Genomic DNA, 13,700 nt, shown 5'->3' with positions numbered 1-13,700 from the left:
CGTGTGAAACGCGGACCGGACCGGCGGGCATCACCCCTGTGGTGGGCGCCGGTCAGCGGCGGTGCGGGGGCAGGCCCCCGCACCTCGACGGGCCGCTGACGGGCGCGGCGGCGGGTGATTTCACGTTACAGCAGCTCAAAGTGGTCGGCGAGTTCGCCGATGCCCCGGCTGCCCCTACCCCTGGCACACCCGTTCCCGTCCGGGTGCCGCCAGTGAGCGCAGTGGGCCCCGGTGCAGCGGCGTCGTGTGCCAGCGCACGCCGAAGGTGCCGTCCGACAGCACGCAGCGCACGGTCAGGCGATGCGGGGTCTCCAGGAACACCACGTCGAAGCGGAGCGTGTCCGGATCCGTCCATCCTCCGCTCACCGCCATGGGGATCGGCCCGTCCTCGACCGTCCACCCCGCCGCGGTGAGCCGCAGTTCGTGCCGCTCGTCGCCCTCGGCGAGCGACACCCTCCAGCCGCCGTCGTCCACCGGGGCCACGACCTCTACACCCGTCAGGGTTCGCTGCTCCGCGCAGACGCCGTCCTGGGGGACGAACACGGTGCGCGCCCAGGCGTCACCCGCAGCGGGCGGTTCGGGGCTCGCCTCGACCGGTGGCAGGGCCAGCCCCGCCAGACGGCGTCGCAGCCCCTCGTCCTCGGTGCCCGCGAGCGGCGTGGAACCGAACGCCGGGAGGAGGTGCCGCCACATCAGGTTCAGCAGGGCCTGCATGTTCTCGGTCGCGGCCGTCGTCGCGATCACCACGTCCTGTTCGGGGAGCACCACGCAGAACTGCCCGAAGGCACCGTCGCCGCGGTAGCCGTGCCGGCCCATCCAGAACTGGAACCCGTATCCCCGCTGCCAGTCGGAGCCAGCGTCCACGGCCGTACCGTCAGCGGTGGGGATCTGCTCGCGCGTGGCCTCCGTGATCCACCAGGAGGGCAGCAGGCGTTCGCCGTCCCAGACTCCGTCCTGGAGGTAGAACTGGCCGAGCCGGGCGATCGCGTCCGTCGCCGCGTGCAGACCGCTGAAGCCGAGGTCGCGCCCCGCCGGACGCTGCAGCCAGGCGGTCTCACCGATGCCCAGCGGGTCGAGCAGGCGGGGCCGCAGGTACTCGGTCAGCGACTGTCCGGTCACCCGCTGGACGATCGCGGCGAGCGTGTACGTGGCGGGCTGGTTGTAGGCGAAGACGGTCCCCGGCTCCTGGTCCGGCGGCACGAGGAGGAATCCCAGCACGATCTCCTTCCGGTCGACTCGGGCGGCCGCCTCGAAGGTCTCACCGAGGTGTCCGCTGGCCATGGACGCCACGTGCCGGACGAGCATGGAACGGCTGCGCGGGTCGGTGATCTCCGCCTCGAACTCGGGGAAGTACGAGATCACGGGGTCGTCGAGGCGCACCAGCCCTTCCGCGACGGCGAATCCGGCGGCCGTGGACGTGAAACTCTTGCTGAGCGAGTACAGCAGGTGGAGGCGGTCGGGTGCGTACGGCGCCCACCAACCGGAGGCCACGACGTGCCCGTGACGCAGGAGCATCAGGCTGTGCGGTTCGATGTCCGGCGCGGCCTCGACCGCGTCGAGGAACGCGTGGACGCCCGCGGCGTCGACCCCCTGGGCGGCGGGGGTGCTGACGGGCAGGGGACGGGCACTCATACGCGGGCCTCCGGGGCGACGACGGGTGACACGGCGGGTGGCAACGGGCTACTTACTGACGGTGACGGGTGGCGACGGAAGGAGTGATGCCATTCGGTGCATTCACCATCCTTCCCTTGTACGTCGCCACCTGTCCATGAGGCGTCCACGCCTCTCTGGAGGCTCAAGTGGTATGGCGCATGGGGTCGTCAGCACGCGAACCGAATCACTTTGATCAAGGGCGACACGTAGTCGGGGGATTGACGCCGCCGCGGTTTCCTCCGCAGCTCCGCAGGCTCCCGTCAAAGCTCCGCAGGCTCCGTCGCGGGAGCTTCCGTCGCACTCGGTTCCGGCAGCGCGGTCACCGCCTCCGCGTCGCCCGGGTCGGGCGCGGACGCCCCCGCAGGAGGGCGGGCCGCGCATGAGGGCCGGCCACACGCGGGGGGCAGCCACGCATGGGGGCGAACGACCGTCGAGTACGCGGCGGCACCGCTCGGAACCGAGGTCGAACACCCCCGGATTCACCCGGGAGTTGGACGCTCCCGGAAGGGGCACCCGGCAGTCCGCCCACCAGGTGCGGGTGGCGCTTGCCGGGAAGGAGCTGCGTGCCGTACGCGACCTCGGCCGACCGTCAGGCGGTGTGTCGCGGCGGTGGAAGGCCCGGTCGGCTCACAGTCCTGGGACGCACCGGCCTTCACCGCGAGCACCAGGCGGTTGCGGGGACCGCCCGGACCATCGGCGCCACCGGCGCGACAGGTGCGCCGAGCGGCAGCGGTGGTCGCGTCGAGCGTTGCGCGGCCCTCGTGCAGCAGCATCTCTCCGGCGCCGGTCAGGGAGACACCGCGTCGGTTGCGATTCAGCAAGGAGACGCCGAGACGCCGCTCGAGCTGCTGGATCGCCCGGGAGAGCGGTGGCTGGGCCATTCCGAGGCGCTCGGCGGCACGGCCGAAGTGCAGTTCCGCCGCGACGGCCATAGACAAATCATGACCCGCCGAGGCGTCCGCGACTACTGCGTTGTAAGGGCGGACGTGATCGGCGGCCGGTCCGCCCAGGTCACTTCGGCTGTAGCGGCAGCCCAGGTAACCGGAGCATCTCGACTCTGCCGAGCCGTCGTTGACCGTGAATGACCGCACGATGTGGCACAACTGTGGCACGGGGACTGCTTCGTCCCGAAGCAACCCAGGTGGGAGCTGCGCCTTGAGCTGGTGGGCCCTTCACCTGCGCTGATGGTCCGCAGACGTTCGGGGGCGTCCGCCGTTGTGCGTCTGCGTTGTCACGCAGTTAGACACTCATCGCTCAACGGTCCATCGCCGGCAGGTCCGTTGTCAGTGCCTGCGTCTATGGTCTCAAGCGCGCGGTCGGCTTCCGGGGGTTCCAGCTCTGAAGGGATGGCTTCATCCCCGGCCTGTCTGGGGGCGGCCCGGAGACTTGTCCGGGACCTAACCGACGGTCGGGCTTCGTCGATGGCCACGAGGTGACCTGCCAGCGCCGGCCGCGCACCACTTCTGGCGTGAGCGCCGGTCGGCGCACGCTTTCGAAGTCTGTTGATGCTGCGCGGGTTACATACAAGGCTGACCACTGCGTTCATGGGCGTTCGGCGGTCCTGTTGGCTTCGGGTTCGGTCCCGCCGTGGATGGCCCTGAACCAAGCTGAATGAGACGGAACCTGGGTTCACCTCCTGGGCCGTCGGGGAAAGGATCCGTTCCGCCGGGCTCCTGCCATCGTTCGGCACGGTCGGAGACGGCTTGGACAACGCGATGGCGGAGTAGTTCTGGTCCTCGATGAAGATCGAGCTGTTGAACCGCAAACGGTCGCAGACCCGGGTCGAGTTGGCGAACGCGATCTTCGAGTACATCGAGGTCTTCCACAACCGACAGCGGTGCCACTCAGCGCTGGGCTACCGCACCCCGATCGAGTACGAACCACTCTCCGAACAAGACACCGCCCCCGTCGCCAGTTGGCCACCGCAGCTGGAACCCGAGCCGTGGGGCAGGTCAACCCACCCAAACCTGCAGCAGACCCGTCCCCGCACGTCGAACGAGATCGGTGGCGGCAGTGCCCCGGCGTGGAGCACCTCGCCGTCATCAACAGCTGACAGCCCGCCGCTCGTCCATAGCGACGAAGGTCGACCACAAGGCTCGTCGCCTGATCCGCGCCTTGCTCGTCACCGGCGAGCACGCGATCCCCGCCGCCCCTGATTCAGTCGGCGGCGAGCAGGTGAACGGGGGCGATCCGGGACAGTGCCCGGATCGGCACCAGCAAAGCCGCGCTCACCAGCATGGTCGCCGTCAGTGTGGCCAGGAGTGCGGCGCCGGTCACCGCGAGAAGGTGTCCGTGCAGGACGCCTTGTCCCAGCGACAGCACCCCAGCCAGTCCCGCCACCGCGCCGGCCAGTCCGCCCAGCAGGGCCAGGCCGATTCCCTCATAGAGGGTCAGCATCGCCAGTTCGCGGTTGGTCCAGCCAGTTGCCCGCAGCACCGCGAGATCGGCAGCTCGCTCGCGCTGTGAGATGACCAGGACGTCGATGGCGCCGGCCGCGCCCAGCAACAAGGACAGGGCGACGCTGAGGTAGTCGGCCTCGCGCGCCTGCGCCACCACGGCGTTGCCGAGCAGCGATCCGGCCACCTCGCCCCGGAAGGCCAGCGTCATAGCGAGAAGCATCGTGAAGCCCGCCACTCCCAGTGCCAGCCCGGCCGCGCCGAGCAACGTGCGGCCCCTCACCCGTAGGAGGTTGAGCACGGCCAGTCCAGCCACCGAACGGACCGGGTGTGTGCGATGGACCGGCGTCACCGCAGGCCGGACTGCTTCCATCGGCCCCAGCCGGGTGGCGAGCCAGGCGGGAACCAGGCCCGCCGCCGTGGCCAGGAGGAACGCCACCGGCAATACAAGGAGTGACTTGGCGCCGGTATTGGTCTGCCCCAGCACCTGGCTCAGCACATAGGCCACGACCGCGCCTGCAGCCCCCGCGGCGAGGCCGATCACCGCCAGTTCGCCGAGCACGAGGCGAAGTACCTCGGCGCTGCTCCATCCCAGACAGCGCAAGGTGCCGATCTCGGTGCGGCGCGAGCGTACCGAGGCCAGCGCCGCCTGCCCGAGGAACAGCGCGCACACGACGAGAACGAGCACGAAGAGCACGGCGCTCTTGGTGTCCACCGCTCTGAGGATGCGCAGTGCCACACCCTTGGCGACCCAGCGCTCCGTCACCTGTGCCGAGGCACTCAGCGCCACCGTCTGCGGGGCGGGCGAACTGCCGACGGTGACGTCGACCTGGAGGCCGGGGTAGGCGGCCTGAATCCTCCCGGCCACAGCGTTCACCCGCGCCCGGGACGCGGTGTCGACGCCGCTCACCCCGGCCACGCGGATCCTGATCGCGCTGACCGGCGCCTTGTCCTGCAGGCTTGGGACCCGGCGGCTCTTGGTGAGCGCGGTGATGGAGTCCATCGTCGTCAGCATGGTGGGCGGCGGGCTGAGGTAGCCGCCCAAGTTTCGGTCGGGCCGGAGCGGTCGATCTTTAAGTGCTTTGCGGGTGGCTGCGTCCGCTCCGGTGACCTGGGGCGGCTGATAGGTCTCCAAGGGGGCGTCGGAGAGCGGTGCGAAGCCTGGCAGCTTCCCGGTGTCGTAGCGGCCGACCAGGTGCACGAAGGGATTGGGCAGACGCCCTGAGTCGACGCCGTCGCAGAAGCCCCGCCCGATGCACTCTGTGGCGGCGTGTTTGGTCACTTTCCGGTACTGCTCGCCCTGGTTTTCCTCGGGAACGTAGGGGAACGGCTGCTCGGACGAGTTGGTCACCCACAGGCTGGGCTTCTGTGGCGGCTGCGCCTCGGCGGCGAGTTCACCGCCCGACGTCTTGCGGTAGGTGACCGGGCCGACCGTCCAGTAGGCGTCGGTGTTGAACGAGTCCTCACCCAGCGTCTTCCGGTAACCCTTGCTCAGGTCGGCGCGGACCAGGCCTACGGGGGTGCCGTGCAGGCCGCTCACGAAGCTGTGAGCGGTCGGGTTGCCCAACTTGGAGGGCAGTTCGGCCGGGTCACCGATATCGAGTCGCTCGACAGTGGCCTTAAGCGTCCCGGCGGTCAGCGGGTTGCTGCTGAGCATTGCCGGGATGTAGGAGTCGCGCTGCCCGTGGACGCTCTTCGTGGAGGACAGCACCCACGGTTTGTCCTTCTCGGTGAGCATTCTGCCCGAGGTGACCGCGTCGCCCAGGCCCACCAGACGGTCCTCTGCGACCGGATCGACGGCGGACAGCAGCACCGGGTAGCCCGTCCAGACGTCAATGGTGGCCTTGTCCTGCCCGGACTGGCAGTTCATCAGCGAGTGCAGGTCCCGGTCGAACGCGGACTTGCCACTGAGGTCTTCGGCTATGAGGTTCGGCTTCATGGGCAGTTCCCCGTTGAAGCTCGTCTGCTCAGTCTTGTCCCAGTTGAAGTAGTAGCAGACGTCATACTTGCCCTTCAACTGGTACTGCCGCGTGCTCTTCTGCGTCGTGCCCTCTTCCAGGGTGTCGGATCTGAAGATGCCGTCCGAACTCTCTGCCGACGTCAAAGGTCTGCGGGTGAGGTAGACATACTGATCGGACATGCGGTGAGTACCCAGCCCCGCGGTGAGCATGGGGCTGAGCCGCAGGATCTGCCGGGATGCGCCGCTGTCCAGGAAGCGGGACACATCCACGGTGACGGAGCTTCCCACCACGAGATAACCGATGTTGGCGACCGGCGCGGCCACGTCAACTCCGGCCATGTCGCGGATACGTCGGTACTGGTCCATGGTGATGCCGCCGAACGTACCGGACAGGAAGTTCGGCGCGACCCGTCCGCTCTGCCGCTCCACGGCTGTCTGGGAGCCGGGCGGACGCACCAGGACGTCGTAGGCGGACCGTGCGTTCCGGCGTACCTCGCCCACCGTCGTGGCCTTACTCGTGCTCACCGTGGCGGTCAGCAGGGTGAAGCTGGTCGCCGCCACCAGGATTCCGGCGGCCAGAGCTAGCGCGCGCCCGCGCCGCCGCCGGAGCTGGTCGAGAATCATCATTATCACGGGCGCAGGCCCCCCAGCCGGTCCAGCACGTCGTCGGAGGGTGTGAGCCGCTGGTCAGAAGTGATCCTGCCGTCCTGCAACCGCACCACGCGGTCGCCGTTGGAGGCGACTTCCGCGTCATGGGTGGCGATCAGCATCGTCATCCCGTACCGCTCGCGCAGCGACATCAGCAGGTCGATGATCTCTCGCCCGATGATGCTGTCCAGGTTGCCCGTCGGCTCGTCGGCCAGCAGCAGTCCCGGCCGGTTGACCAATGCACGTGCGATCGCGATGCGTTGCTGCTGGCCACCCGACAACTGCGAGGGAAGGGCATCGGCCCGCTGGCCCAGGCCGACCGCTTCGAGCAGTTCCATGCCACGCGCTCGCCGGTCGAAGTCCACCCTGCGTGGCAGGACGGGTGCGAGCACGTTATCCAGCGCGGTCAGCGCGGGCAGCAGGTGGAAGCGCTGGAAGACGAAGCCGATGCGGCGCCGGTGACCGTCCAGATCCCGGGGCACCAGCTTCGTCCCGTCGATCTCGACGTGCCCCTCGTCGGGCTGGTCCATACCACCTGTCACATGGAGCACGGTGGACTTGCCGGCACCGGAGGGTCCGGTCAGCATCACCACCTCGCCAGCGGGGACCTCCAGGTCCACGCCGTCCAGGGCGACGAGCTTCGGATACCGCCGGCTCACCCCGCGCAACGCCACGCTCACAGCCATCGATGCAGCCTCACCCTCATACATTGTTGCAATGTAGGGGTATCCTGTCACAACACGGAAGGGAGGTATATGCCACTCCACCACGCCGTGCTCGCGCTGCTGACCCAGCGGCCGAACCACGGATACGAACTCAAGACGCGCTTCGAGGAGACCATCGGCCCGCAGTGGGGCGGCCTGAACATCGGTCACCTTTACCAGATCCTCGAACGCCTGGTTCGTGACGGCTTCGTCTCACGTTCACAGGTCGCACAGACCGACCGGCCCGACAAGAACCTCTACACCCTCACCGAGGCCGGCGAGAGCGAGTTGCGTGACTGGGCCACCACCGCCTGGGTACGAGTCGGCGGCTTCCGTGACGAGCTGTTCCTGAAGCTCCTCGGTGCCGTGGCCCTGGGTCCGCAGACGCTTGACAAACTGATCGAGTCGCAGCGGCAGACCTACCTGTCCGAACTCGCCGGGCTGGCGCAGCAGCGCCGGTCCCACACCGGCGAGCCACTGGTTGCGGTCCTGATCGACGCAGCCATCGCGCACACCAAGGCCGATCTCGCACTGCTCGACAGCGCGGCACAACATCTGGGCCCACTCGCCACAGCACACGGCGCACAAGCGTCAGGGCGTTCACAACAGCAGGCACCCGACCCCGTCGAGGCCACTGACGGCATCGACGGAGCGGAAAGGTCCGCGTAGCCGACGCCGCGATCACGGGCCGTCGGGGGAAGCACAAGCGGTACGGCATGAACGTCCAGGTCCCAACCTCCGCCCGGAACCGATCGCCTTCTGGTCCCGCACCGCTCAGACCGGAGCCTCTCGACGAGCCGAGCGTCAAGGACGAGAACGACGATGCGCTGATCGAGAAGCTTCGTGCTCGGGCGTGCGATCCCGGACGGCGCTTCGACACGGCTGACGTTCCCACACCGTGGATCTCCGAGCGCTATGGCAGCGCGCGATTGGAGCAGCGCCGGGACCTCATCAGGTCGTACTGCAGCGACGGGACGGTACAGCTCAAGTCCGACGTCGAGGAGGTGGCCGTCTACTACGCTGACGCTCCCCGCGGCCCGCTGTTTCCGCCGCTCTCCATGGCGGATGTCGATAAGGCAGAACACAGAATCGGACGCCGCCTTCCCAAGCTTCTACGGCGCGTCTACACCGAGGTCGCCAATGGAGGCTTCGGTCCCGACAGCGGTCTGGCCTCGCTCACCGACGGCAACCGGGCCCCGGGGCACATGAGTGACTGGCCGAGCGCGGTCAGCACCCATGAACGCAACCGTACGAGTGGAGTGCCGACGTCGTGGCTGCACCTCGCTTACGGCGGATGCACGATGGAGTGGTACCTCTCGCTCACCGCGGTCGGTAACCCGGTGCTGCTCTACGACGCCGACGGTTGGGTGCCCAACTGGGGCCAAGACGCGCACGACGGCGTGAGACACGCATCGGCCTCACTGCGTAATTGGCTACGGACCTGGGCGGATGGCGGTGACGTTTGGGATGATGCACTCAAGCGGTGAAGCCTGCTTGCGAGGCGCGTAGACGAGCGCCTTGCCGCGACGACTGGCACGCCGCTGGATTGATGCACGGTGCCACGTCGACGTAGGTGTGCATCGTTTCGAACCGCCGACACTTGCCTTGTAAGGATGACGTGGTCAGCGGCGAAGTTCCCCAGGGCGCCTCGGCTGTAGCGGCGGCCCAGGTGAACAGTGCATCTCGACTGCGACGAGCCGTCATTGACTAGAGAGTCCCGCTGACCTGCTGTCCAGCCGCGTCACGATCTGTGGGAGCTTCTGGGTGGGTGACCGCTGTTCCCCGTGGTTCCCAGCAGTATCTGGCGCGGGTCTGGCCCGGGGCGCATTCCGGCAGGTCAGTCAGTCGCGCCGCGAACCCGGCACGCCGATAACGGATTCGAGATCGGTGCAGGCGATCAACGAGTGGGCCGAGGTCCTGAGATCGTTCTCCCATCCCGGGAGTTCGTCCGGTCCCATCCGTCTGCTGTAGTCCGCTGCGACGGAGAGGAACTGAGTCTCCTCCGGTGTACGAGCCGCGACCGTCATTGACAGCCGGTCGGCTACGTCCTTGGGGCCCAGCTCGCCTTTCGCGAGACCGAACGCGAGGTTCACGAGGCACCAGCGGCCGGCTGTCTCCTCGTCGGGAAGAGGTATGCCGAGTTCGTGCAGGGCCTGGACGTACAGTTCACGGATCTCGGTCTCTTCGCTCCTGCGTGGCAGGCCGGCCAGTTCGCGCAGGGCGGGGAAATCACATCCGTCGACGAGTGCACGAGCAGCGAGCATCGGGAGCTCCTCGGGTGGGAGTAGCTCCGCCACATACTGCCAAGCGCTGTGCTGCAACCGGTCCATGCGCCCATCGTGAGCGCAACGAGCCGTCCTGGCCAGCCGATTGCTGTTGTGGCCTCGGCTTCCTCTTGCCCTGGGTCTTGTCGGGGTCATGGAGACCTGGGTTTTCACAGCGCAGGACGGTGGTCCCGTACGGCTGGGTGGTCGTCATTGGTCGTCGTTGGCCCCTGCTGAGTGACCTCGGACGGCCCAGAGACGACCCAGCCTGGAAGCACCACGCCCCACCGACTGTGGCAAGTTGGGGCGCATGGGCGTCTTTCTTGCTCCCGTGCTCGGGCTCTTCGGTGACACGCTCGCGGCCGTCGACGTCCAAGGTCTCGGCACCTTGACCATCGACTCCGAGGACGGCGCCGGCCTGCGCATCAACCCGGACCCGCAGTTCGACTCCTGGCACTTGCTCGGGAGCGGCGTCCACGCTGTCACCGTGGGCCCTGACGGTGAAAAGGCCCGGGAGTCCTGACAGCGACAGCAAGCCCTTCGCACTCTCACCTTGGGAAGCTCAGGTAGCTCCGCGACTGCTGCCCCGTTGACCACAGGTGGAAGGGATTTGGTACCCGCGGGTCCGCCGGTTGACGCCTCGCTGTTCGCCGGTCGATGGCCATAGTCGAGCGGGCCGGGATCTCAGAGTCCGGCGGTGTCATCCGCTTCGCCGACGACGGCACCGGCGCCCGCCGGGTGTTCAAAGGGGCGTTGGGACTTCATGGCGCGCCTGAGCGGCATCGGCATCGGCTTCGGCATCGAGGAAGTCGCGCCGCGTCGGCGAAGGAAGTGTCAGAGGGTTGTGCAGACCCTGCCAGGGGTTGTCGGGCCACCGACATAATGCACAGATGATCAAGCCCTCCCCCACTTCCGCGCCGACGCGGCGTGTCCCGGTCGTCGTCATCGGCGCGGGGCCCGCGGGGCTCACCGTCGCGAACATACTGCGCTCGGCGGGCGTCGGCTGTGTGGTTCTGGAGACCGAGAGCCGGGAGTTCGTCGAACAGCGGCCCCGCGCGGGATTCATCGAGGAGTGGGCGGTGCGGGCGCTGCGCGAGCGGGGGCTCGCGGAGCGGCTCGTGGAGCGGGCGCAGGCGCACAGCGACTGCGAGTTCCGCATCGACGGCGAACGCCACCGCTTCCGGTACGCCGAGCTGACCGGGGAGCGGCACTTCGTCTATCCGCAGCCCCTGCTGGTGACCGACCTGGTGCGGGCGTACGCCGACGTGAAGGGCGGCGACATCCGGTTCGGGGTGAAGGACGTGGCCCTGCACGGCCTCGACGGCGACGAGCCCTCGGTGCTGTACACGGATCCGGCCACGGGCGAACGGCGCCGCATCGACTGCGAGATCGTGGCCGGGTGCGACGGCGCGCGCGGAGTGACCCGCTCCTGTGTGGCGCCCGGGCGGGGCACCGTCGCCCGTCACGACTACGGCGTCGGATGGCTGGCGCTGCTGGCCGAGGCGCCGCCGTCCAGCGACTGTGTCGTCTTCGGCGTCCACCCGCGGGGATTCGCCGCTCATATGGCCCGCAGTCCGGAGGTCACCCGCTACTACCTGGAGGTGGCACCCGGTGAGGACCCGGAGCGCTGGTCGCACGACCGCGTGTGGTCGGAGCTGCACGCCCGGCTGGCGGTGGCCGGGGCGCCCCCGCTGACCGAGGGACGGCTGATCGAGAAGCGCGTGCTCGACATGCACAGCTACGTCGTCGAACCGATGTCGTACGGGCGGCTGTTCCTGGCGGGCGACTCGGCCCACCTCGTGGCGCCGATCGCCGCGAAGGGCATGAACCTCGCGCTGCACGACGCCCTGCTCCTCGCGGACGCCCTCGTGGCGTACTGCGGCACGGGTGACGGCAGCGGGCTGCGCGACTACTCGGCGGCCTGCCTGCGGCGGGTCTGGGAGTACCAGGAATTCTCGCAGTGGCTGGCCGAGTTGCTGCACGGGCCGTCCTCGGGCGAACCCTTCCGGGCGGGTGCCGCGCGCGCCCGGCTGCGGCGGATCCTGGACTCGCCCGCGGCGGCGGCCACCTTCGCCGCGTCGTACATCGGCAAGGTCACCGTGAGCTGAACCGCCGCGGACGACCGGGCGGCAGCACGGCGGCCTGGTGGAAGAACAGGCCCGAACTGTTCGTACATGTGCGCTACATGAAAAGAATTCAGGAAAAACAGGACCTGGGAATCGCCCGCCTTTGAACACCCACCGTCACACCCGCCGTACCAACGGGAAAGGTGAGTGCCCGTTGTGCAGCGAGGGATGACCATGGTCAAGGTGCAAGTCTCCACGGACGAGTCGGTCGCGGGAAGATACCGGCTCCTGGAGGTCGTCCACCAGGAGGAGGGACGCGAGAGCTGGAACGGCCAGGACGTCGAGTCCCGACGACTCGTCACCTTGACCCGCTCACGGCGCCCGGACCACCTGCGCGAGGAGGCCGGGCTGCGCACCGCCGTACGGATCACCCGTGAGTCCGAGGCGCTGGGGATGGTCTGCTCCGGGCGGGTTGCCGTCGTCGTCGATGTCATCGAGGACGACGAGTTCCTGTGGACCGTCACCGCGAGGCCGGCGGGCGTCCCCTTGAGCACACTCCTCGCGCACGGCCCCGTGGACCACGTCAGGACGGCCCGCATCGGGCTCGATCTGCTCGAGGTCCTGGGCGCCGCGCACCAAGAGGGCTTCACGCACGGCGACCTGAGTCCCGGGCAGGTGTGGGTGGAGGAGTTCGGCGGGATCACGGTGGGCGGATTCGGACTGATGGGAGCCACCGACGCACCCCGCGTCACGGCGCCCTCGTACGCCTCGCCCGAACAGGCCCGCGGTGAGGGCGGCGGACCGGCCACCGATCTGTGGGCACTGGGCGCGATCATGTACGAGATGGTCGAGGGCCGGCCGGTCATCCGGGACCGGGGCAGTCTCGAGGCGACGTTCCGCGCCGTGGAGCGGCTGCCCATCCGGGCCCCGCTCAACGCCGGGCCGCTCGGCCCGGCCATCCAGGGGCTCCTGCGCCGGGATCCCGTGGAGCGGGTGCCCGAGTCGGTGGTACGGGAGGCGCTCACGCGCATCCTCAAGGCGGAGCTCGACGACTCGGAGCCGACCGGGACGCTGCCGTTGTTCGAGGAGTCCGGTTTCGAAGGCGCCCGCCCGGGACGGTTGCGCGGCGGACGGCCCGTCAGCCGACCGGTGTTGCTGGGGGGAGCCCTGGCCGTGACGGTCGTCTGCTTCGCCGGTCTCGCCGCGGCGGGCGGGCTGTCCGAGCGCGGCACGTCCGCGTCGGGCTCCGCGCCGTCCGCCTCCGCGCCCGGCCGGCCGGCCGCCTCCCCCGCTCCCACCGCCGGGGGCACGGACCCCCGGGGGACCCCCTCGGCCTCGGCGTCCCGCTCGGCGTCCCCGTCGCCGTCCACTTCCCCGTCCCCGTCCCCGTCCCGCACCGAACGACCGGATCCGCCGGCGGGGTTCTTCCGCTTCACCGCACCCCAGGGCTTCGGCATCGACCTCCCCAAGGGCTGGGCACCCCTGCGGACCGAGCGGTCCGCCGACCGGTCCTACCGTGTCCTGCTCGGCGCCAGCGGCGACCCACGCGCCCTGACCGTCACCTACAGCACCCGGCTGGCCCCGGACCCGGTCGCGGTCTGGAACGAGGTGGACACCTCCCTGCGGGGCGACTCCATCGGCTACGAGCGGCTGGGCGGCATCCGCTCCGTCGACTACCGCGGCTACCAGGGCGCGGACATGGAGTGGCTCTCCACGTCCGACGGGGTCCGGGAGCGCACGTTCGGGCGCGGCTTCCTCGTCGACGACCAGCGCGGGTTCTCCCTGCGGTGGACGACCCCGGCGGACGACTGGGACACGGCCGCCAACCAGCAGGCGCTGGACACGTTCCTGCGGACGTTCACGTACACGGCGGAGTGATCCCGGATCACGACAGCCGACCCGCCACGCCCGCGCCCGGTCCTTTGTCCGGTTCTGTGTCCGGCCCGTGCCGCCGGGGTCCCGTACCCGGCCCGCGCCGCCGGGGTCCGGCGAGCGGGTGAAGGTCGACC

The 13,700-nt window shown here is 69.2% G+C and carries 9 protein-coding genes and 2 pseudogenes; 6 read left to right on the top strand and 5 right to left on the bottom strand.

Annotation, left to right across the window (positions count from 1 at the left end; genetic code table 11):
• Positions 1–174: 174 nt before the first annotated feature.
• Both OHB41_RS42690 and OHB41_RS52115 read right to left on the bottom strand, forming a co-directional pair.
• Complete coding sequence (locus tag OHB41_RS42690; protein ID WP_266705426.1) at positions 175–1,632, bottom strand: serine hydrolase domain-containing protein; 1,458 nt, start codon at positions 1,630–1,632, stop codon at positions 175–177.
• A 653-nt stretch (positions 1,633–2,285) separates the two neighbouring features.
• A pseudogene (locus OHB41_RS52115) lies at positions 2,286–2,585 on the bottom strand (LysR family transcriptional regulator); the annotation flags it as partial.
• 696 nt (positions 2,586–3,281) lie between these two features.
• On the opposite strand from OHB41_RS52115, the pseudogene OHB41_RS42680 reads away from it, so the two are divergent.
• Positions 3,282–3,533 (top strand): annotated as a pseudogene (locus tag OHB41_RS42680) (integrase core domain-containing protein); the annotation flags it as partial.
• 277 nt (positions 3,534–3,810) lie between these two features.
• On the opposite strand, the gene OHB41_RS42675 reads toward OHB41_RS42680, so the two are convergent.
• On the bottom strand, positions 3,811–6,636 hold the full coding sequence (locus OHB41_RS42675; RefSeq protein WP_266706553.1) for an FtsX-like permease family protein: 2,826 nt from the start codon (positions 6,634–6,636) through the stop codon (positions 3,811–3,813).
• A 2-nt stretch (positions 6,637–6,638) separates the two neighbouring features.
• Positions 6,639–7,343 (bottom strand): ABC transporter ATP-binding protein, encoded by a 705-nt coding sequence (locus tag OHB41_RS42670; RefSeq protein WP_266705424.1) that lies wholly within the window; start codon positions 7,341–7,343, stop codon positions 6,639–6,641.
• A 69-nt stretch (positions 7,344–7,412) separates the two neighbouring features.
• On the opposite strand from OHB41_RS42670, the gene OHB41_RS42665 reads away from it, so the two are divergent.
• Both OHB41_RS42665 and OHB41_RS42660 read left to right on the top strand, forming a co-directional pair.
• Positions 7,413–8,030, top strand: a complete 618-nt coding sequence (locus tag OHB41_RS42665; protein WP_266705422.1) for a helix-turn-helix transcriptional regulator — start codon at positions 7,413–7,415, stop codon at positions 8,028–8,030.
• Positions 8,031–8,077: 47 nt separating this feature from the next.
• Entirely contained in the window at positions 8,078–8,848 is a 771-nt protein-coding gene (locus OHB41_RS42660; protein ID WP_266705420.1) for an SMI1/KNR4 family protein, read from the top strand.
• Positions 8,849–9,202: 354 nt separating this feature from the next.
• On the opposite strand, the gene OHB41_RS42655 is transcribed toward OHB41_RS42660, so the two are convergent.
• Positions 9,203–9,625: a hypothetical protein gene (locus OHB41_RS42655; RefSeq protein ID WP_266705418.1), complete on the bottom strand. Its 423-nt coding sequence runs from the start codon at positions 9,623–9,625 to the stop codon at positions 9,203–9,205.
• Between the two features lie 310 nt (positions 9,626–9,935).
• Between OHB41_RS42655 and OHB41_RS42650 the strand changes: the two genes are divergently transcribed.
• The 3 genes from OHB41_RS42650 to OHB41_RS42635 all read left to right on the top strand — a co-directional run bounded on the left by OHB41_RS42650 (position 9,936) and on the right by OHB41_RS42635 (position 13,569).
• Positions 9,936–10,148 carry a DUF6188 family protein gene (locus OHB41_RS42650; RefSeq protein WP_266705416.1) on the top strand — a complete coding sequence of 71 codons (213 nt, stop codon included), beginning with the start codon at positions 9,936–9,938 and terminating at the stop codon, positions 10,146–10,148.
• Between the two features lie 367 nt (positions 10,149–10,515).
• A complete protein-coding gene (locus OHB41_RS42640; RefSeq protein WP_266705414.1) occupies positions 10,516–11,733 on the top strand; it encodes a 4-hydroxybenzoate 3-monooxygenase in 1,218 nt (405 codons plus the stop codon).
• 192 nt (positions 11,734–11,925) lie between these two features.
• On the top strand, positions 11,926–13,569 hold the full coding sequence (locus OHB41_RS42635) for a serine/threonine protein kinase (protein ID WP_323138441.1): 1,644 nt from the start codon (positions 11,926–11,928) through the stop codon (positions 13,567–13,569).
• Positions 13,570–13,700 lie beyond the last annotated feature (131 nt).

It is taken from the genome of Streptomyces sp. NBC_01571, from assembly GCF_026339875.1.
In the GTDB taxonomy this organism is placed as follows: domain Bacteria; phylum Actinomycetota; class Actinomycetes; order Streptomycetales; family Streptomycetaceae; genus Streptomyces.
This window is presented reverse-complemented; position numbering and strand designations above follow the sequence as displayed.

Excerpts from the sequence above, each read along its gene's own strand:
- OHB41_RS42690 (WP_266705426.1), bottom strand. The coding sequence starts at position 1,632 with ATGAGTGCCCGTCCCCTGCCCGTCAGCACCCCCGCCGCCCAGGGGGTC.
- OHB41_RS42675 (WP_266706553.1), bottom strand. The coding sequence starts at position 6,636 with ATGATGATTCTCGACCAGCTCCGGCGGCGGCGCGGGCGCGCGCTAGCT.
- OHB41_RS42670 (WP_266705424.1), bottom strand. The coding sequence starts at position 7,343 with ATGGCTGTGAGCGTGGCGTTGCGCGGGGTGAGCCGGCGGTATCCGAAG.
- OHB41_RS42665 (WP_266705422.1), top strand. The coding sequence starts at position 7,413 with ATGCCACTCCACCACGCCGTGCTCGCGCTGCTGACCCAGCGGCCGAAC.
- OHB41_RS42660 (WP_266705420.1), top strand. The coding sequence starts at position 8,078 with ATGAACGTCCAGGTCCCAACCTCCGCCCGGAACCGATCGCCTTCTGGT.
- OHB41_RS42655 (WP_266705418.1), bottom strand. The coding sequence starts at position 9,625 with ATGCTCGCTGCTCGTGCACTCGTCGACGGATGTGATTTCCCCGCCCTG.
- OHB41_RS42650 (WP_266705416.1), top strand. The coding sequence starts at position 9,936 with ATGGGCGTCTTTCTTGCTCCCGTGCTCGGGCTCTTCGGTGACACGCTC.
- OHB41_RS42640 (WP_266705414.1), top strand. The coding sequence starts at position 10,516 with ATGATCAAGCCCTCCCCCACTTCCGCGCCGACGCGGCGTGTCCCGGTC.
- OHB41_RS42635 (WP_323138441.1), top strand. The coding sequence starts at position 11,926 with ATGGTCAAGGTGCAAGTCTCCACGGACGAGTCGGTCGCGGGAAGATAC.